This is a genomic window from Pseudomonas sp. Z18(2022), assembly GCF_036346535.1.
GTDB lineage: Bacteria > Pseudomonadota > Gammaproteobacteria > Pseudomonadales > Pseudomonadaceae > Aquipseudomonas > Aquipseudomonas yamanorum_A.
This window is the reverse complement of record NZ_JAOTOA010000006.1, coordinates 61371-80811: the sequence shown is the minus strand read 5'-3', so window position 1 is coordinate 80811 and position 19441 is coordinate 61371. Positions and strand designations below refer to the sequence as shown.

20 protein-coding genes are annotated in these 19441 nt (G+C 62.2%); 5 read left to right on the top strand and 15 right to left on the bottom strand.

The window, feature by feature from the left end:
• Positions 1–22: 22 nt before the first annotated feature.
• The 3 genes from V3W39_RS15400 to V3W39_RS15390 all read right to left on the bottom strand — a co-directional run bounded on the left by V3W39_RS15400 (position 23) and on the right by V3W39_RS15390 (position 1407).
• Positions 23–229, bottom strand: coding sequence for a hypothetical protein (locus V3W39_RS15400; protein ID WP_330212909.1), 207 nt, complete (start codon positions 227–229; stop codon positions 23–25).
• A gap of 121 nt (positions 230–350) precedes the next feature.
• Positions 351–629 carry a hypothetical protein gene (locus V3W39_RS15395; RefSeq protein ID WP_330212908.1) on the bottom strand — a complete coding sequence of 93 codons (279 nt, stop codon included), beginning with the start codon at positions 627–629 and terminating at the stop codon, positions 351–353.
• Positions 619–1407: an MlaA family lipoprotein gene (locus tag V3W39_RS15390; protein ID WP_330212907.1), complete on the bottom strand. Its 789-nt coding sequence runs from the start codon at positions 1405–1407 to the stop codon at positions 619–621. The genes V3W39_RS15395 and V3W39_RS15390 overlap by 11 nt, the downstream gene beginning before the upstream one ends.
• A 162-nt stretch (positions 1408–1569) precedes the next feature.
• Here V3W39_RS15390 and V3W39_RS15385 point away from each other — a divergent pair, with 162 nt between their 5' ends.
• Positions 1570–2280 (top strand): response regulator, encoded by a 711-nt coding sequence (locus V3W39_RS15385; RefSeq protein WP_177047126.1) that lies wholly within the window; start codon positions 1570–1572, stop codon positions 2278–2280.
• On the top strand, positions 2277–3599 hold the full coding sequence (locus tag V3W39_RS15380; protein ID WP_330212906.1) for an ATP-binding protein: 1323 nt from the start codon (positions 2277–2279) through the stop codon (positions 3597–3599). Before V3W39_RS15385 ends, V3W39_RS15380 begins: the two co-directional genes overlap by 4 nt.
• A gap of 322 nt (positions 3600–3921) precedes the next feature.
• On the opposite strand, the gene V3W39_RS15375 is transcribed toward V3W39_RS15380, so the two are convergent.
• The 4 genes from V3W39_RS15375 to V3W39_RS15360 form a co-directional block, all read right to left on the bottom strand.
• Entirely contained in the window at positions 3922–6150 is a 2229-nt protein-coding gene (locus V3W39_RS15375; protein ID WP_330212905.1) for an ATP-binding protein, read from the bottom strand.
• Complete coding sequence (locus V3W39_RS15370; protein ID WP_177075429.1) at positions 6147–6761, bottom strand: biliverdin-producing heme oxygenase; 615 nt, start codon at positions 6759–6761, stop codon at positions 6147–6149. The genes V3W39_RS15375 and V3W39_RS15370 overlap by 4 nt, the downstream gene beginning before the upstream one ends.
• Before the next feature lie 102 nt (positions 6762–6863).
• The gene (locus tag V3W39_RS15365) at positions 6864–7241 is read right to left on the bottom strand and encodes a response regulator (RefSeq protein ID WP_177047110.1); all 378 of its coding nucleotides are present in this window, start codon (positions 7239–7241) and stop codon (positions 6864–6866) included.
• A 110-nt stretch (positions 7242–7351) separates the two neighbouring features.
• Complete coding sequence (locus V3W39_RS15360) at positions 7352–8071, bottom strand: SDR family NAD(P)-dependent oxidoreductase (RefSeq protein ID WP_177047108.1); 720 nt, start codon at positions 8069–8071, stop codon at positions 7352–7354.
• 127 nt (positions 8072–8198) lie between these two features.
• Here V3W39_RS15360 and V3W39_RS15355 point away from each other — a divergent pair, with 127 nt between their 5' ends.
• On the top strand, positions 8199–8633 hold the full coding sequence (locus tag V3W39_RS15355; protein ID WP_330212904.1) for a bleomycin resistance protein: 435 nt from the start codon (positions 8199–8201) through the stop codon (positions 8631–8633).
• Positions 8630–9013, top strand: coding sequence for a c-type cytochrome (locus V3W39_RS15350; RefSeq protein ID WP_330212903.1), 384 nt, complete (start codon positions 8630–8632; stop codon positions 9011–9013). Before V3W39_RS15355 ends, V3W39_RS15350 begins: the two co-directional genes overlap by 4 nt.
• Before the next feature lies 1 nt (position 9014).
• Here the strand turns inward: V3W39_RS15350 and V3W39_RS15345 are convergent, their stop codons facing one another.
• Positions 9015–9935, bottom strand: coding sequence for an AraC family transcriptional regulator (locus V3W39_RS15345; RefSeq protein WP_330212902.1), 921 nt, complete (start codon positions 9933–9935; stop codon positions 9015–9017).
• A 97-nt stretch (positions 9936–10032) separates the two neighbouring features.
• On the opposite strand from V3W39_RS15345, the gene V3W39_RS15340 reads away from it, so the two are divergent.
• Positions 10033–10998, top strand: a complete 966-nt coding sequence (locus V3W39_RS15340; RefSeq protein ID WP_177075439.1) for an oxidoreductase — start codon at positions 10033–10035, stop codon at positions 10996–10998.
• A 39-nt stretch (positions 10999–11037) separates the two neighbouring features.
• Here the strand turns inward: V3W39_RS15340 and phnX are convergent, their stop codons facing one another.
• The 7 genes from phnX to V3W39_RS15305 all read right to left on the bottom strand — a co-directional run bounded on the left by phnX (position 11038) and on the right by V3W39_RS15305 (position 19355).
• The gene (phnX, locus tag V3W39_RS15335) at positions 11038–11865 is read right to left on the bottom strand and encodes a phosphonoacetaldehyde hydrolase (RefSeq protein ID WP_177047098.1); all 828 of its coding nucleotides are present in this window, start codon (positions 11863–11865) and stop codon (positions 11038–11040) included.
• An 88-nt stretch (positions 11866–11953) separates the two neighbouring features.
• Complete coding sequence (locus V3W39_RS15330) at positions 11954–12826, bottom strand: LysR substrate-binding domain-containing protein (RefSeq protein WP_010176889.1); 873 nt, start codon at positions 12824–12826, stop codon at positions 11954–11956.
• Between the two features lie 36 nt (positions 12827–12862).
• Positions 12863–14158 carry an MFS transporter gene (locus V3W39_RS15325; RefSeq protein ID WP_177075441.1) on the bottom strand — a complete coding sequence of 432 codons (1296 nt, stop codon included), beginning with the start codon at positions 14156–14158 and terminating at the stop codon, positions 12863–12865.
• A 93-nt stretch (positions 14159–14251) separates the two neighbouring features.
• Positions 14252–15343 (bottom strand): iron-containing alcohol dehydrogenase PsrA, encoded by a 1092-nt coding sequence (gene psrA / locus V3W39_RS15320; RefSeq protein ID WP_177075443.1) that lies wholly within the window; start codon positions 15341–15343, stop codon positions 14252–14254.
• Between the two features lie 126 nt (positions 15344–15469).
• Positions 15470–17488 carry an LTA synthase family protein gene (locus tag V3W39_RS15315; protein ID WP_330212901.1) on the bottom strand — a complete coding sequence of 673 codons (2019 nt, stop codon included), beginning with the start codon at positions 17486–17488 and terminating at the stop codon, positions 15470–15472.
• Entirely contained in the window at positions 17488–18087 is a 600-nt protein-coding gene (locus V3W39_RS15310) for a hypothetical protein (protein WP_330212900.1), read from the bottom strand. The genes V3W39_RS15315 and V3W39_RS15310 overlap by 1 nt, the downstream gene beginning before the upstream one ends.
• Positions 18087–19355 (bottom strand): sialidase family protein, encoded by a 1269-nt coding sequence (locus V3W39_RS15305; RefSeq protein ID WP_330212967.1) that lies wholly within the window; start codon positions 19353–19355, stop codon positions 18087–18089. Before V3W39_RS15305 ends, V3W39_RS15310 begins: the two co-directional genes overlap by 1 nt.
• Between the last annotated feature and the right edge of the window lie 86 nt (positions 19356–19441).

Here is a 19441-nt window from a genome sequence, read left to right as displayed (position 1 = left end):
GGCGTTGCACTTGTTTTCAAGGTTAAGGCAGTCGGCCACCGCCCAGGTTGTCCAGGCCGCCCGAGGGGTTCCTTGAGCGGTTGCCGGATTGCACACCGTTGGGGTCGGTAGCGTGCTGTTCGGCAAGGGTATGTTCGACGCTGCGTTTTTTACGGACCTGTGCCGGTTCATCCTGCTCGGAAGGGAAACTGCGCCATTGCCCGATAGAGCTGCTCAGAGCGTTAATCATTGAATATTTTCCTTTTATCGCACGAAAGATATCAGTGTGCCCCTTGATAAGCCTGGGGCATCACGGCGATCGGGACGATATCCAGGGCCGGTTTTCACGGCTATAAACGTCTCGCGTCAAATTATGACGTTGTTCGGCCCGCCGCCTGATGGGGTTCCCAGGCTGCGTCGGACGTTTCCCCTTGGGTAATCAGCCAGCGCATTACATCGGCCAGGGCCACACTGTGCTGGCGCTCGACCCAGCGCACACCGTGGGGGCTGTAATGTTCGACATAGCGACTGAGCACCAGCCGACCCTGGTCGCTGGAAAGATGCAGGCGTGTTTCCCGACAGAGCAACGTACCGACCCCGCGCTTTCGGACGTGATGGCGCAGCAGCAGTGAGCCGCCCTCAGAAGTCATCAGCGGCCCCCGTCGCGCAACGGTCCGGCCCGGGCGTGGTGGAGCCTTCCTTGCCTTCCTCTACGTACGCGGCGCGATGTTCGGCCACCACGTTACGTAATGCGCTGTAGTAATCCGGCAGTCGCTGCAAGGTGTCGGTCAGCGGCAGCAGGGAGGCGCGGGTATCGATGGTGCCTCCCACCAGGCTCACGGTGCCGAGGGTTTGTACCGTGTCGCTGTCCCCCAGTGGCGCGACCACAAAGTTCAGCACTTTGCCCACGGCATCGCGGCTGTTGCCCGTGCCCAGCAGGGGCAATTCCACAATCGGTCCGTTGCCGATCCCCCACACCCCGAAGGTCTGCCCGAAATCCGCGGTATGCCGGGGGATGCCCAGCGGGTCCGAGACATCGATCAGGCCCACCAGCCCCACGGTGGTATTCACCGCAAAACGCCCCAGGGTATTGACCGAGCGCCGAGGGTTACCCTGCAACAGGTCGTTGATAAACACCTTCGGTTCGCTGAAGTTGCTCGCGAAGTTATGTACACCCTGCTGGAAAAAATCCGGCAGGTGTTTATAGCCACGCGCTACCGGTGTGAGGGCGTATTCATCCACGGCGCGGTTGAAAGCGAATACCCCGCGGTTGACCGGCTCGGCCGGGTCGTACACCGGATAAGTCACCTGTGCACAACGGGTGACGGGCCCTTCGGCGGCCGGTGTCGCGCAGCCTGTCAGGTAAGACACGGTCAACAGCAGCACGGCCTGGCGAGCCAGGTGCTGGGGATACGTCAGCGAGCGCATAAGCAGTCTCCGGAAAAGGGAGACGGATGCTGGCATTCGCCGCTTGCGCAAAGATGTCTGCTTTATTGCGGGGATGACGCTTTGTTGCACGATTGAAATATATGACGGGCCGCGCCGAATGGTTTTAGATGGCGTGTCGACAAGCCCTAGTGATACCCGCCGGTGAGTACTCTTTTAATCGTGGACGATGACCTTGAAGTCCTCGTGCTGCTGAAGAAATTTTTTGTGCAACATGGCTACACGGTCGAAACCGCCGCCCATGGCGCCGACCTGTGGGCGGCCATGGAGCGACAGCCCGCCGACCTGATCATTCTTGACCTGATGTTGCCCGGGGATAACGGCTTGCTCCTGTGTCAGCGCCTGCGCCAGCAGTACGCCACGCCGGTGATCATGCTGACGGCCATGGGTGAACTCAGCGACCGGGTGGTCGGCCTGGAAATGGGCGCCGATGACTACCTGAGCAAGCCGTTCGACGCCCGTGAACTGCTGGCGCGGGTACGCGCCGTATTGCGCCGGGCCGGTGAGAGCCGGCCACTGCCGGGAGAGGCTTCGCGCCCCTTGATCCGCTTTGCCGGGTGGCAGTTGGACGTGACCCGTCGGGAGCTGCGTTCGCCGGACCAGGTGATGATCCCGCTGTCATCCGGTGAGTTCGACTTGTTGCTGGTGTTTGTCGAGCACCCCCAGCGCGTGCTGACCCGCGAGCAGCTGTTGAACCTGGCGCGGGGCCACAGCCACGATGCCTTCGACCGCAGCATCGACGTTCAGGTCAGCCGCCTGCGGCGCAAGCTTGAGTTCGATACCAAGCGCCCGGCGATGATTCGCACGGTGCGCAACGGTGGTTATCAGTTTACTGCCAGCGTGAGCCGTTCATGAGTGGCCGTCGTCCCCGGGACACCGTCGCCCGCTGGATTGCCCTGACCATCCTGGTCGCGATGTTCACGGCCTTGGCCTTCAACGCGCTGTTTGTGCAACTGGCGGGCGTCTGGGCGCGGCCGCCCTTGAGTGAGACCGGCCTGTTGGACAAGGTGGCGGTGATCGTGCGGATGATCGAGGCGGCGGATCCGCTTCAGCGTCCAGGGCTTGCGCGCTCGGCCGGGGATGAGAGTTTCAGTGTGCAGTGGTCGGCCAATCGTGAGCAGGTCGACCTGCCCGTCATGAAAGAGCCGTCGGTGCATCCTGCCCAGGAAGTGTTCGGCCTGTCACTCAAATGGCCGCAGCGGCGCATCGAGGCCTATGACCCGTCGGACTGGCAAGGCCCCGGCGGGCACTACGCATTGCTGGTGGAATTGACGGACCATTCCTGGCTGACCCTCAGTGCCAGTTCCCGCAGTTGGGGCCTGCCGGAAGGTGTGCGCAGCCTGGTGGTACTGGTGCTGGTGTTGCTCTCGACTGCCTTGGTCACCTGGGTTGCCACTCGCCGGCTCGCCCGGCCACTGCAGGACTTCGCCCAAGGCGTGCGACGCTTTGGCGCCGACTTTCGTTCTCCCCCCATCGATCCGGTCGGCCCCCACGAAATCCGTCAGGCGATCCTCGCGTTCAACGGCATGCAGGCGCAGTTGCAGCACTTCATCCAGGACCGCACCCAGATGCTCGCCGCGATCTCCCATGACCTGCGGGCACCGCTGACCCGCCTGCGGTTGCGTGGCGAATTCATTGAGGACGCCGACCAACAGCATCGCCTGTTCCGGGATGTCGACGAGATGCAGGCGATGATCAACACCGCCCTGGAATTCTTCCGCGATGACGCGCGCCTGGAGCAGGCCACCCAGCTGGACCTTGCCGAGTTGCTGCAAACCTTGATTGACGACTACCGCGACCAGTCCATCGACATCACCTTCAACGGTCCGCCACGGCTGGTCTATTTCGGCCGGCCGCTGGGGCTTAAACGGGTGATGACCAATCTCATGGACAACGCGATCCACTACGGGCTGGCGCCGGAAATTGAACTGCAACAGAGTCCGGGAAGGGTGATGGTGCGGGTGTTGGACCGTGGCCCTGGCATCCCGGTGGAGCAGCAGGAACAGGTGTTCCTGCCGTTTTTCCGCCTGGAAGGCTCACGCAATAAAAGCACCGGCGGTGTCGGTTTGGGGCTCTCCACGGCACGGGCGATTGTGCTGGAACACGGTGGGACACTGACCTTGGAAAATCGCCCGTGCGGCGGGCTGGCCGCCGTGGTGGTATTGCCGGTTTAGCAAGGCTTGGGCGGTCAGAGCAAGCGGTCTCCCAAACCGCTTAGTGCACCGCCTTCTTTGCGGGCTGACGGCTCATCCTTTGTCGGGGAGGAGGGTTGGACGGGCTGAACGGGTTGAACCGGCTGAGCAGGTTGAAAGGGCTGAATCAGGGTTTGGTTATGGAAAGCGTTGCCAACGATCATGGAAGTACCTCTTGTTAAACAGGAAGTTTGCTCTGCGCATCAACTCCCTTTGAGTACGTCCTGATCAGTGGCCCTGGTCCGCTCCAGCGTTCCGGGCCATAGGGTTTCCATTTGCTTCCACAGCGCACACGAGGAACGGTTCAAGCCGGCTTGGGCACCGTAAACCGAAACTCACTGCCCCTGCCCAATTCACTCTCAGCCTCTATCCGCCCGCCGTGGGCCTGGACGATACCTTGAGTGATGTACAGCCCCAGGCCGCTGCCCGTGGGATTGTTTTCGGTCTGGGTCCAGTAGCGGTCAAACACATGGGGCAATTGTTCCGGCGCGATCCCTTCCCCGGAATCACGCACCGAAAACACAATCTCTTCACCATTGCTCATGGCACTGATGCCGATATTGCCCTGGCGCGGCGTGAACTTGATGGCGTTGCCGATCAGGTTCGACAGCACCTGGAACAGGCGCTCGGGGTCCGCATTGATTTGCAGCCCGGGTTCGGCGTTGAAGGACAAGTCGATGGCCTTTTCCATCGCCAGGGGCGCCAGCAGTGAATACGCTTCTTCGAACATCTGGCTCACATCCAGAGACACTGGCTTGACGGTGTAGCGCCCGGCTTCGATTTTCGAGGTGTCGAGCAAATCCTCCAGCAGCACATTCATGCGCCCGGCGGCTTGTTGCATGGTGTCGATGGCCGAGGAAATCCGCCGCGAGGTGTGTGGGCCGTCGGAGCTGAAGGCTTTTTGCATCATGCCGCAGAGCATCGAGATGACAGTCATGGGGTTGCGCAGGTCGTGGGAAACCACCGCCACCAGTTCATCCCGCGCGCGCACGGCTTGTTGTTCGCGCAGCACCTGGCGCGCCAGGTCATTTTCCAGGGCCGAGCGGCGCAGATCGTTGGCGGCAAAGCGGTCGCCGTGGCTCCACTTGGTGGATATGCCGTCCATTTCCACTTTCCAGATTTCAAACGAGGTGCGTGGGCGCAGGCGCAGACCAGCGTCGGAAGTTTCCAGGTTGAGTGGCTTATTGGGATCGCCGCTCCAGTTGATGTGTTCCTTGACCTCGGGGCGAAACCACAGCACACCGTTGTCCACCGGCTTGGGCAAACTCATGGCCAACACGCCACTGGCTACGTGCGGGTACTCCGCCGCCGGCGGGTACACCGAGGCCAGGTGATGGCTGGCAAACACCGGCTGCCCGGTCTCTTGCAGCCATTTGTGCAGGGCGCGAATCTGCCCGGGTTCCGGGCAGTTGCCATAGCGATGCAGTTGCTTGTCTTCGATGATCGCCACACCGCCTGCCTGGGTCAGGTCCATCAGCAGTTGCGGGCGTTGCGCCAGGCCATCGAAGACGTTTGCGGGGGATGCCTGCATGGCTTGGCTGAGCAAGGCCAGTGCCTCGACCTTTTCTTCGCGCTGGCGGCTCAGGTCCAGGGCTTCCATGGCGCTGATCTGCAACGACAGCACCTGGCCGATGGTCTGGCAGGCGGTGCGCAGGTCATTGGGCACCAGCAGCGGCTGGCGGTTGCCGCAACTGATCAGGCCCCAGAGTTTGTCGCCCGCCATCAGGGAAATGCTCATGGACGACAGCACGCCCATGTTCTGCATGTACTGGCAGTGAATCGGCGACACGCTGCGCAGGGTGGCGAAGCTCAGGTCCAGGGGCTGGCCGGTGTCCGGGCGCAACCGGGGCACCAGCGGCACCGGCTCATAGTCGGCGTTGGGGATGATCCGCAGCCAGTTGGTGCGGTACAGCTCACGAGCCTGTTCGGGGATGTCGGAGGCGGGGAAGAACAGGCCGTTGAACAGTTCCATCGACGGCGCGGACGCTTCGGCAATTACCTGGCCGTGGCCTTCTTCCTCGAAGCGATAAATCAGCACGCGGTCGTAGCCGGTCATGGCCTGGATTTCGTTGACGCTGATTTCATACAAGGCTTGCAGGGTTTTCGCCGCTTGCAGACGTTGCAGCATCTTGCCCAGGTTGCTGGTGCGGCCATTGAGGGCCTGGGGCTGGAAATCCTTGAGCCGCGGCTCGAACTCCAGCACCAGCACGTCCTGATGGCGGTGAAGCAACCCTTCGAACTCCGCACCGTTGAGGGTCATGTGCAAGGGCGGGGCGTCGAAGAAGCTGTTCTGCGTGACCATGGCCTGGACCGCGTCGGCATGTTCGGCGCTGATCAATGTGTGCAATGGCTGGCCCAGCAGGGATTCCGGCGAGTGATTGAACAGCCCGGCCACGTTGGCGCTGACCTGCATGATATGCAGCTCCGGCTCGGACAAGGTCAGCAGCGCGCCGTGGGGCTGGATGGCGCCCGGGAAGCGGATGGGTTCGTCTGCACAGTTGGCAAGCAGCTCTTCAAAGTCATCGGGTTTCATAGCAGTACCTCCTGGCTGTCGAGCCATTGCTCAAAGCAGCTGAATGTCGAGCGGGCCGCGTTCACGGCGCGCAGCTTGGCGTGCGCGTCGAGGGGCACATGGTTCAGGTAATCGAGAAAATCTTTCCAGCGCCGGCCGGTTTCGGCGCCGTACACATTGAGGAACGCGCCACCGTTGCCGGCATCCAGCCCCAGGCGCTGCGCCATTTCCCGGCGCAGGATCTGGCCACCCAAGGTGGCGCCTTCCAGCACGTACAGCGCACCCAGGCAAGCGGCGGGTGTGTCGAGCGGCGGTAACAACGTGCAGTGGGGAAGGGCGGCAATGGCCGAGTCGTCCAGGCCCAGGGCGTGGAGATCCGTCAGCAAGGTGGGCGTTTTCAGACGCAGTGCCTGGTCAAATCCCAAAGGGATCAGGCCGCTGTCGTTCAGCGTGGCTTCCATCGGGCTGTAGAACCCGTAATAGGCCTGGAGCAGGCGTCGATACCCGTCGTGATCCAGCTGCGGGGAGAAAAACGGCAAGCGTTTTTCCAGGGCGACGTGCAGTAAAGCGGTACCTGAGCGCAAGGCTTCAAGTACAGGGGGCGCACCAACGTCATGGGCCTGTGAATGCATTCAGTAAACTCGAGCTGGAGGGCCTGCTGGCCATGTAGGGTTGCGTAATAACTGACCGCAGGAGCTGTCGCGAAGTTCGCCGCAGCTGATATCGCGATGCTATCAATGCATGGGGGGGCCCTGCATCAGTGCAGATTGTACGCAATCGAGCAGGCGCTCGGTGCTCCACGGCTTGGGCAAGAAGCGCACGGTGCTGCCCAGTTGCGACGCCATCGCCGTATTGCCCGAGGTCAGCACCACCGGCAGCGACGGCCAGCGATGGGCAACCACCTTGCTCAAGTCGTAGCCATTGATCAGGCCAGGCATCTGAATATCACTGACAATCAGGTCAACCGGATCGCTGGTCCGTTCAAGAAAAATCATCCCTTCATCGGCGGAAGGGAATGAGGTCACCACCGCACCGAAATCCTCCAGTACATCCACCATCAACGAGCGAATGATTTCGTCGTCTTCCAGCACCAATATCGATGGCTGAGCCATGATCCTTACTCCACCATCAGGGTTAAGTAAGGTGGAGTGAGGGGCGGCTGAATAGGTTCGATTGGATGTTTTTTTTGCGATGGGTGGTCATTTGATGGGCAGGTTCCGTGCTAGAAGCGTTCATCCATCAGCGCCGGCAACGTCAGCTCCTTGACGAAGCTGGCGCCGGACAGGCTCAAGACCATACGCACCACTTGCACCACGTCATGCACCGGAATCAATTGGCCGTCACCGCGCTGTTCGGCCTGGATGCGTGAGGTGCTCAAGGAATCTTCGGTATTCAGGTAACCCAGGTTCAGGCAGGTGACGCCCAGTCGCTGCTGGCGATAGCCTTCACGCAACGCATCGGCGATACCGCGCAAGGCGAATTTCGACGCACCGAACGCCACTTCCGGCCGGCCGCTCTGGGGCAATCCCGAGGTCGAGCCCGTGAGGATGATTCGGGGTTGGGGACTTTTCAGCAACACCGGCAGTAGCCGTTTGATCAGCAGCAGCGGTGCGGTGATGTTGCAACTGACGATGGCCTCCAGTTGCGTGTCCTCGTCGGTGAGGAAGCTATAGGCTGAGTCAAATGCGCGCTCTTCCCAGATGCCCAGGTTATAGATCAGCGTGTCCAGCCCCTCTGCCGCCACCGCCTGTTCAATGACGTGCGCCGCGTGTGCCGGCAGGCCAAGGTCCGCTTCCACCCACTGCACCTCGGCACCGGTGCTGGATATCAGATGTTCAGGGCGGCTGCGGGAAACCCCGATCAGCGTATCGCCAACCCCGCCCAGTCCTTCCATCAAGGCTTTGCCCAACCCTTTGCTTGCACCGACCACCATGGTTTTCATCGCTTGTCTCCTGAACCGCTGTGCTGATGGGAGCGGGCATGCAAGCAGAGTGGCGGGGTGATATCAATTGAGTGGCTGTTTCCAGATGTTAATCTCTACAGCGCCGTCCAAGCCTTCAAGGATCCTTATGTTCATCCGCAACCCTATTGTTCCCGAACTCATCGTGATGGGGCTCACGGCGAGCCTCGACTTCTGGGTCACCCAGTTGGGCTTCGAGATTGCCTATCAGCGCTCCGAGGAAGGCTTTGCTTATCTCGACCTGCACGGCGCGCAAATCATGCTGGAGCAATACGATCCGGGTGCCGGCCAGTGGTTGACCGCGCCGTTGGAAAAGCCCCTGGGGCGAGGCATCAACCTGCAAATCGATGTACCTGCCGTAGCGCCTGTTTTGCAGCGTCTGGCAGCCATCGGCTGGCCGCTGTTCCGCGACGTTGAGGATGCCTGGTATCGGGCGGGTGAGGTGGAAGCGGGGCAACGGCAGTTCATCGTGCAAGACCCGGACGGCTATCTGGTGCGTCTGGTGCAACGGTTGGGCGAACGACCAGTGGGGAGTCATTTATGAAATGCGCCGCTTTACTGACCATCACACTGATCTGCGGGGCGTTCAGTCTCCAGGCAACAGCGGCCGGCGATGCCGAAGCCGGTGGTAAGTTGTTCAGCAAAACCTGCGGCGGTTGCCATAGCGTCGGCGAAAACGCCCGGGGCGGTTTTGGGCCGCAGCTCAACGGCATCATTGGCCGCCCTGCGGGTACCACCACTGACTATCAGTATTCAGACGCGATGAAGAACTCAGGCGTGATCTGGACGCGGGACAAACTGGCCGCCTATATCGAGGCCCCGAAAAAGGTCGTGAGCGGCACCCGGATGATTTTCTGGGGGATCAGTGACCAGGAGAAGATCGACAACTTGTTGGCGTATCTTGCGACGTTCCAGGCGCAGTAACTCAGGTTGATTGACGGGAAGCGTCCCGATAATGCCTCGGCGCTTTCCCAATCACTCGCTTGAAAGCATTGCTGAACGCACTTTCAGACCCATACCCCAGCGACTGTGCCAACACGCCAACCGACAGATTGCCCTCGCGCAGCGCGCGTTGCGCAAGGCGCATGCGCCACTCGGTCAGGTACGCCAGCGGCGGCACCCCGGCGACACTCTTGAAGTACTGCGAAAAGGTCGTGCGCGACATCGCGGCCGCCGCCGCCAACGCCTCCAGTGACCAGGCATTTCCAGGCTCGCTGTGCATCAAGCGCAGCGCGGGTGCCAGGCGCTTGTCGCTGACCGTGCGCAGCCAGCCTTCGGGTAATGCGCCCGAGGTTTCGACATAGGCACGCAGGATCTGGATAAACATCAATTGCGCCAGCTGCGCCGAGGCCAGGCTCGCCCCCAGCAAGTTGGCTTGCGCCTCATGCGCCAACTGGCCGAGCAACCATTGCACGATGGCTGCCTGGGGCGCCGTGGCCCGTACGTGGATCAGGGGCGGCAGCGCGTTGGCCAGCAGCCCGCCACTTTCCGGGTCCAGTTGCACATAGCCGCCGATTTGCACACAGCCCTGGCCGTCGCCAATTTGTGGGAAGCGGCCGGCATCCGCGAACAACTGCCGCGCCTCCAACGGCGGGACCGACACATCGCCCGCCAGCACAAACGAACGTTGTGCACACAGCAGGAACACATCGCCCGCTTCAATCAAGACCGGCGCCGGCTCGCCGTCCAGCCATAGCCAGCACTGGCCCTTCACCAACCCGAAAAACTTGATCTTGTCCGGCGCGGGAAAACGCAGGGCCCAGTCGCCGCCTGCACTGAAGCCGCCGGTCATCACGGATTGGGCATTCACAAAAGTGAGAATCTCGGAAAACGGGTCGCTGGGCATATTCGTACTTTCGCGCAGGTAAACGGGATGTTCGAGTATTCAGAGTACGGCTTTCCCGGCGTAGCGTGTTAACCACACGTCTAACGGAGACTTTGTCATGCCCACAGCACAAAACCCGATCCATAGCGGCTACGGCGCCGCGACCACCGCCGCTGAGGTGATCCGAGGTGTCGATCTGTCCGGCAAGGTGGCGATTGTCACGGGTGGTTACTCCGGCATTGGCCTGGTCACCGCCCGGACCCTGGCCGCCGCCGGCGCCCATGTGATCGTCCCGGCCCGTGACCCGGCCAAGGCCCGCGCCGCACTCAAACCTTATCCACAGCTGCAACTTGAATCCCTCGATTTGATGGACGCCCATTCCATCGAGCAGTTTGCCGAGGGCTTTCTGGCGACCGGTCGGCCGCTGCATTTGCTGATCAACAACGCCGGGGTCATGGCGCCGCCGCTGAGTCGCAACGCCCAGGGCTACGAATCCCAGTTCGCCACCAATCATCTCGGGCATTTCCAGCTTACCCAGCGCCTGTGGCCGGCGCTGCAACGTGCCGAAGGCGCGCGGGTGGTGGCGTTGTCTTCACGGGGGCATGTGCACGGCGGCGTCGATTTTGACGACTGGAATTTCGAGCGCCAGCCGTACGATCCATGGAAAGCCTACGGTCAGTCCAAGACCGCCAATGCGTTGTTTGCCGTGCACCTGGACACACTGGGCGCAGCCAGCGGAGTGAGGGCTTTTGCGGTGCATCCCGGTGGGATCATCACCGACCTGGTGCGGCACATGCAGGCGGACGTCTTGCAGGCATCAGGTTATGTAGACGAGCACGGGCAGCCGGTGATCGACCCCGAGCGGAACATGAAAAACCCGGAGCAAGGCGCAGCCACCAGTGTGTGGTGCGCGGTAAGCGGGCAGTTGGCGGGAATGGGCGGGGTGTATTGCGAGAACTGTGATGTGGCGGTTGCGATGAGTGCCGACTCGGAAGAACCGCTGGGCGTCAGGCCGTGGGCGGTGGATGCCGGTTTGGCGCAGCGGCTGTGGGCATTGAGCGAAGAGCTGGTCGGAGCACGCTAGAGCGCGGTGTGGGGTCAGCGTGCTGACCCCATCGGCCCGTCAAGAACCCTGCGGCGTCTCCCCGCGCGCCAGACGCGCATTGATATCTTCGATCACGGCCGGCAGTTCGACGATGGTGTCGATCAGGTAATGCGGCCGCGAACCCTCGAACATCTGGGTGATACGCGCACGCTCCAGCGCCAGCTCAGCAGCGGGCAGCGCCTTGTATTGCTCGTAGGTCAAACCCAGTGCGTTGCCCGAGCAGGTCAACGCGACCGTCCACATGCCAGCGCTGCGGCCTTCCAGGATCCCGGGCCAGGTGTCGTCGACCTTCACGCACGCGGCCACATCACTGATGCCCAGTGCAATCACGTTGGCCAGTGCCTGCGCCGGATGCGGGCGCCCGTTCGGCACCTCGTCGGTCGCCACTACATGGTCGGCGACGTAGCCGTTGTGCCGCGCCAACTCGACCACCTTGGCCATCACCACCGCCGGGTACCCGGAGCAGGAGCCGATCTTCAAGCCCTGGCCGCGCAGGGTGTTGATCGCCTCAAGGGCGCCGGGAATAACCGCCGAATGCAGCGCGATTTTCTCGATCTGCAGCGGCATGAAGCGCTCGTAGAGTGCGGTGACGTCTTCGTCGGTGGGCAGGCGGTCAAACACCGCCCGATAACGCTCGGCAATCTGCGGCAGGTTGCACAAGGTGCGGATGTGATCCCACTTGCCCATGCCCATCGGGCCGCGGGCTTCTTCCAGGGAAACGGCGACGCCGAACTCGCCGAACGCCTCGACAAAAATCTGCGTAGGGGCAAAGGAGCCGAAGTCGACAACGGTGCCGGCCCAATCCAGGACCACGGCTTGCAGCTTGGAAGGTTGTTGGTAGTGCATGGCAAGTCTCCATTTTCAGGTGTGAGCAGGCCGTCCCTCTGCCGAAGAAGAGGTAAGCGCCTGGTGCGGGTTTAAACGGGTAAGGCGATCAGGTGGCCGGGATCGGGCTGGCCTCGAACAGCTCGGCGATCATCGGTCGGTTGCGCCGGATGCCCAGGCAACACAGGTGGTAGTCGATGAAAAACGGATGGTCGACGAAAGTGATGGGCGTGGTGCCCGGGGTTTCGGCGTACTCCACGGCAGACACAAAGCCGATGCCGATGCCTTTGGTGATCGCGTGCACGATGGCTTCGCGACTGTTCAACTGCATCACGCAGTTCACGGCGATGCCCTGGCGCTTGCAGCTTTCTTCCACCAGTTGCCGGGTGCGTGAGCTCTTCTCGCGCATCACCCACTTTTCGCGGCTGATCTGTTCCACGTGCACCTCTTTCTGCTGTGCCCACGGGTGGTCATCGCGCACCACTGCAATGATCGGATAGCGCCGGTACAGCTGGGTATCAAAGCGCTGGTCGAATTCCGAAAGGGCCAGGATCGCCACGTCGATATCGAAGTTGAAGAGCCGGTCCAGGGTTTCCTTCTCCGGGGAAAACGAGGTTTCCAGTTCGATGTCCGGGTGGCGCTGCATCAATTCGTAGGTCAGGTTCATCGCGATCGGCGGCGACACTGCGCCCAGGCGCAGCAGCCCGGTCTTGCGCTGCTTGAAACTCTGCAGCAGTTGCATGGCTTCATCCTCCTGGCCGAACAGCCCCTGGGTGATTCCGTAAAGGGCGTGCCCGGCTGCACTCATCTCGATAAACCGCCCGCGACGGTGGAACAGCTCCACCGAAAACTGCTTCTCCAAACCGTTGACCTGCTCGCTGACCGTCGGCTGGCCGACGCTCAGGTACTCGGCGGCGAGGGTGAAACTGCCGGTCTTCGCCACTGCGTGAAAGGAGCGCAGCCACTTGTGGTACTGGTACATAACGAGTCCTGTTCCTGAGGTCCGCCGGGCCGGTCATCAACGTCGGATAAACAACGCCACCGCCGCGCTGCACAGGCAGGCCGAGGTCACGACGATGAAGATCAGCGAGGTGTTGCCGGTACTGTCGAGCATACTGCCGATCAGCGGTTCCGCCAGGCCGGCGAACAGATAGGATGAGAAATTCATCACGCCCGTGGCTGTACCCGCACGCTTGGCGCCGACCAGGTCCGGGCACAGCGCCCAGAAACTCGACGCCGGCCCGTACACAAAGAACCCGCACAGGAACAACGCCACCAGGCCGATTGCGCTGTGGGGCGGCAGGCTCCACATCCACAGGCTGGTGGCGGCGCCGAGGAACATGTAGAGCATGATTGCCAGGTAACGTTTGGAGCCGAACAGTTTGTCCGAGACCCAGCCGTTGCTCAGGGCGCCGATGGCCATGCCTACTGGCAGGGCCACGGTGATCCACTTCGGATCGATCATGCTGTCGCCGCTTTTCCAGTTGGCGCCCAGGAAGTGCACCGGTACCCAGACGATCAGGCCGTAGCGGGCAGCGTTCTGGAAGCCCAGGGAGATGGCGGCGATGATCAGGCGCGGGTTTTTCAGGACGGCCTTGTAGCGCTGCCCTGAGGTTTCGACTTCGCCGTGGGCCACTTCATGATTCTTGTCTTCGGCGTTGGCCACGCCGGTGTCGGCCAGGGGTTCGAAGCCCAGGTCCTGAGGCCGTTCCCGAGCCACCAGATAGAAGATGATGCCGCCCGCCAGCATCAACAGCACGGGCAGGCGGAAGATCCAGCGCCACTCCAGTTGGAATACTTCCAGCACCACGATCGAGGTCACGTACGACAGCACCGAGGCGCAGCCGGCGGCGAACACATAAAAGCCATACACCTTGCCGCGTTCACCGGCGCTCCACCAATTGGAAATCAGCCGGCTGCCGGGCGCCCAACCGAGGGCCTGGAAATAACCGTTGATGCCCCATGGCAGGATCAGCCCGGCAAACCCGCTGGCGAAACTGGTGACCCAGTTGGCCCCGCAGGACAGCACCGCGCCCAGGGTCATGATGCGGCGCCCGCCGAACTTGTCGGCGAGGTTGCCGTTGATGGCCTGGCCAATCGCATAGGCCCAGAGCATGGCGGCGGAGGCCCAGCCGAGGGTTTCCTTGGTCAGGCCGAACTCCGCCTGGATCCCGGGGATGGCAAAGCCAAAGGTCTGGCGACCGGTGTAGAAAAACAGATAACAAAACATCGCCGCCAGCAGCATGCGCCACTGGGCAACGCGGAACGATGAGGTACGGACGGCAGGAACAGGCAGCACGTGTGCACGATTCATGATGTTTTCCTTATTGTTATTCGCCCCGGCGACCGCAGCCGCAGGGGGGCACTCTTGATAGGTGCAACAGGAAACGACCGAATTACGGTGAGTCTAGGCCGCTTGCGCGCCGATGAAGTTCTTGCCGCGTGCGCCTTGCAGGGCGAAGCGGATCATCGCTTCGGCCTCGGTGGCATTCACGCCGTAGTCGGCAAATTCGGTCTTCACGTCCAGGCTGTGGAGGAAGTCGCGCAACTGCGTCTGGGCCTGGTGCAGGTCGGTGCCGAATACCCGTTGCAGGGTGCGGTCTCGCGCGGCGTCATGCCCCCACGCCAGGCCCAGCACCAGCGGCAAGGTGAAGGAGCAGGCGATGCCGTGGGGCAGGCCGTGGTGCAGGGTCATCTCATAGGAGATGGAGTGGGCGAGGGCGGTCTTGGTGTTGGAAAAAGCCAGGCCGGCTTTAAGTGCCGCCAACGCCATGCGCGAGCGCAGTTCCTGGTTGCCGAGGTCGCGCCGCAAGCGCGGCAGGCATTCCAGGATGTCTTCGATGGCGGAGATGGCAAAGGTGTCCGAGACCGGGTTGGCGTTGATGTTCCAGATCGACTCCAGTGCGTGGGACAAGGCATCCAGGCCGGTAGAGACGGTGACGCCACCCGGTACCGTCAGCATCAACTGCGGGTCGATGATCGCCACTTTCGGCCAGGTGCAGTCCAGGTGCAGCGAATACTTCTTGAGGCTGGCGGAGTCCCAGATCGTCGCCCATGGCGTGACTTCGCTGCCGGTGCCGGCGGTGGTCGGGGCGGCAATCAATTGCTTGTGGCGGGCCGGCACGAACGGTTTGCCGGTGGCCAGCAGCGCGAGCAACTCGTCGAAGTCCCCCGATTCGGTGCCGACGATCAACGCCTTGGCCGTATCGATCGCGCTGCCACCGCCGACGGCGACCACCACCTGGCAGTCACCGGCCTGCTGCCAGAAACGCTCGTAGGTGTCGCGCAGTTGGGCCACGTCGGGGTTGGGCTGCACGTCTTCGATCACGTACACCAGGCGGTCACCCAGCAGGTCCTGGATGCGATCCACCAGACCGAGCCCGCGGGCTTCGGGGAAGGTCACGAGGGCGACGCTCTGGCCTTCGGTGAGGGCGGCGAGTTCTTGCAGGCAGCCCCAGCCGAAGCGGGTGTCTACCGGGTTGTGGAATCGGGCAGTCATGGCGGGTTCCTGGCTTTTGTTATTGGAAGTGCCGCCATAGTCGGGGAGGGTGGGATAGACCTCAAATCGATAGATTGGGGGGATGCATTGGCTGGGCCGATAGCAAGGCCCAGCCGATGAGGTGCTTCAACGAACGTTTCTGAACAGCATCAACCGCGCACTTTCATGCAACCCCCGAGTCAGCCCCTGTAACCGCTGAAACTCCTCGGGATACTGTTGGGCTACATCGTCCCTCGGCGTTTGCGACGCCAGGTCGTGCAGGGTGGGCGAACTGCCGTCGTGTTCCATTTGCAGCAGGAAGTCCTTGGTCACTCCGCCGATCAGCGGGAACGTGCCCTCGCGCAATACCAGCGGCACCACCCGCTCGCCTTCCGGCGCAGGTTGCTGGATATCGCGGCCCATCGCGCCATTGCGGAACGGAATGCCCGCCATGCCGGCCACGGTCGGCAGCAGGTCGGCGAGGCCGACGGCTTCTTCGATCACCCGGGGTTCCAGGCCAGGTGCATGGATCATCATCGGTACGTTATTGCTTTCCAAGCCAAGCTGCTCGAATGCCGGTGCCATGTGCGGGATCTGGCTGATGCGGGTGTTGTGGTCGCCGAAGAACACGAAGATGGTGTTGTCGTAGTAACCGCCAGCCTTGGCGATTTCCATCAGGCGGCCGATGTTGAAGTCCAGCAGGCGCACCGCGTTGTATTGCTCGACGCTGCGACTGCCTGCGGCCTGGACTTGCTCCACGGTGAGGTCGTGCACCACGAAACCATCGTTGTCTTTGGGGATGGTGAACGGGCGGTGGTTGCCGGAGGTTTGCAGGTAGGCGAAGAACGGCTGGTCCTTGGGAATGGCGCGCAGCAGTTCGTCGCCTTCCTTGAACAGGTCCAGGTCGGACACGCCCCACACGTCCACCCGTGGCGAGCGCCAGTGGCTTTCGTCGTAGAGTTTCACGCCGTCGATGCTCTGGCGGATCAGCGCGTTGATGTTCGCCCAGCCGGCATTGCCGCCGATCATGTAGAGCTTCTGGTAATCCTCGAAGGCGTTGATCAACGTGTGTTGCCGGGTGATCAGCGGGTTGCGGGTGGCGGTCTCCCGGCGGGTGACGTCGGGCACGCCGGTGATGCTCGCCCACACGGTCTTGGCGGTGCCGGTGACGGGCACGTAGAAGTGTTTGAAGAACCAGCTTTCCTGCGCCAGCTTGTCGAGGTTCGGCGTGGGGTTCAGCGGGTTGCCGTAGGCGCCCACGGCGCTGGTGCCGAGGGATTCGAGCATCACGAAAATCACGTTGGGCGGGCGATCACCTTTAAGCCGATAAGGCTGCACGGTTTGTTCGCGGGCGAAGTTCAGTTGCTCGGGATCGGGTTGGCTGACGCCCAGGTAATTCGCGACTTGCGGGTAGTGCTCGCGCACCTTGCCTTCATCGAACTGCGACTGGCCGACCTTGAGGGTGTCGTACAAAAACAGCACCGGGTTGAGGCCCACGGCGGCGATCTGGTTGTTGCCGGAAAAGAACGCATCGCTCCAGCGCAGCGGCACCGGGTTTTCGAGATTGAGGTTGGCCACGCGGCCGAGCAGGGCCAGCAATACGGCGATTACACCGACGGTGGCCACCGAGGCCAGTGCCAGCTTGCCGATGGGTTTGCGTTCGCCATCCAGGGTGATGCGTTCAAGGCGAACCAGTGCGTAGGTCCACAGGCCGACGGCAGTAAGCCAACTCAAGGTTATCCACAGCACCGGGTAGGTTTCCCACACCATCTGCTGGGAAATCTGCGCGTCTTCCAGATAACGCAGCACCGTGGCGTTGATGCGCACACCGAGGTAGGCGTAGTGGCCGAAGTCGATGATGTACACCAGCCCGACGATGCCCAGCGCCACCAGCAGATAACCCCGGGCCAGCCAGCGCAAGGCGGGGACGGTCAGCAGGTTCCAGCGCGGCAGCCAGGCGAGCAGGGCCAGGGGCAGCAGGATCAGCACCGCCAGGCGCAAGTCAAAACGCAGGCCGATCCCGAAGGTTTCCAGCAGTGCGGCTTCCCTGAGATCAACCCCGGAAAACCCCAGTAAAAACACCAGCCGCAATGCCGCCAGCAACGCAAATACCAAACCGATTGCGCCCACGCCGTAGCGCAGGCGGCGCGAGTGCAACCATCCCATCATTGACCTCTGTGCAGTTTTAAAAGAGGGCGCCAGGCAGCCATCGCCAGCATCCACAACCCGGCCACCAGGCAGTAGCCCGTCAGCAGTGGGTCGATCAGATAGTCCCAGTAGTTTTCCGAGGCCTTGAGCCGCAGCGCGAACGCCAGGGTGCCCGCCGCGAGCATCCATACGGCCAAGGTATTACGCAGCCAGAGCATCAACAGCGCCGCCAGGGCTATCAGCACAATCATCGGCCGAGGGTTGAAGCCCCAGCGGTAAGGGTCGAAATACGTCAGGCCCATCGTCGCGGGGTACAGCACCAGGCTCAGGGCGCCAAACAACAGCAATACCTGGACCTTCTGCGGGCGCTGGAGCGGCTGCACCACACCCAACCGACACAGGCTGACCCACGCCAGCAACACCAGGGTGCTGATGGCCAGGTCATCGGTGAAGCTGCGCACATACGCCGCCAACGGCAGTTCGTTGACCGGGATAAAACTCACCACCACCAACACCGGCAGCAGCCAGGGGCGCCAGGGCGTGGTGACGCGCAACAGGCTGAGCAGCACAAAACCCAACAGCACAAAACTCAAATGCGCTTGCCATACAGAAACCATCACAGGCGCTCCGACAGCCAGGCTTCGTTGAAGCTGACGTGTTTGATAAAGGTGTTATTCCATGAGTACACCAGGTGGTACATGCCGTCCGGGCTGCGGCTGAAGTACGGGTACTCGTATTCGAAATCGCAGCCACGGGGCTTGCACACCCGGTAATCCAGGTTGCTGAGGAAGCGTTGCTCCAGGGGCAGGCGCCGGGCGCCGCTGGACGCGCGGAAGCCTTCGCCGATGATTTCCTTGTAGGCCGCAGGGGAGAACGGTTGGCCCAGCGGGTCGGGGGACTGGTCCAGTTCCACCACGGTGCGCCACTGGTTCAGGTTGGCATCGGTGCCGTACAGGCTGAGTTTGAAGCGCCCGTCCTGCAGGTCGTTGAGGGCCACCAGCAAGCCGTCGCCTTCAGTGCTGACCGCCGCCAGCGAGGAATTGGGGTTGGACGGCTCCAGCGGATAGGGCTCGCTCCAGGTTTGCCCTGCGTCTTCGGTGCGGCTGGCCAGGACCCGGTGATGGGTTTCGCCGGCATAACGCAGCATGGCGATGGCGCGTTGGCCGTCCTGCGGGACGATGGTCGGCTGCAGCGAATTCTTCCCACGGCTGATACGGAATTTGTCGACCACCGCACCGTCGGGGCTCAGGTACAGGTACTCGGCGAATTTGCCCATGAACTCGTGGTACACCGGCAGGCCGATGGAACCGTCGGCATGGAACACCGGCGCGGCACGTACCAGCGTGCTGATGTTGAAGAACGGTGAAGTGATCAGTTGCCGAGGTGCCGACCAGTGGGTGCCGAGGTCGTCCGAGACCATCACATTGATCGCGCTCGTGGCCCAGCCGCCCACCGACACCGAGACGTAGAACATCCACAGGCGATTGTCCGGCGCCAGGGCGATCACCGGGTTGCCCAGCTTGCGGATGTAGCGGTGGGTGCCGTCGCGGGTGCTTTCGCGGGTGGCGAGTACCTGCTCCGGGCCCCATTCAGCGCTTTTGGCGTCAAAGCGCGCGGTGCGCACCTGCACATCGGCGGCGCCTTCGCGGGAACCGGCGAACCACACGGCCATCAGGTCGCCGCCGGGCAGGGCGGTGACCGAGGAGGAATGCACAAAGTCATTGAGCTGCGAGGAGACAAAGCGGCTGCTGTATTGCGGGGCGGCCGCTGTTGGCGATGTGGCCTTGGCGGCTTGGGCAAACGGCGCGAGCAGGTGAGGCGGATGACTGGTCCAGGCAGCGAGAAACACCAGTAGCAGACTGCAGATCGTTAAAAGCGCGCGTATCGAAAGCTTGTCGAAAAAAGGCTTGTTGCGCACGGAAACACTCTCAACAGGCATAGGAGGTTTCACTGTGCAAAACCAACCTTAGC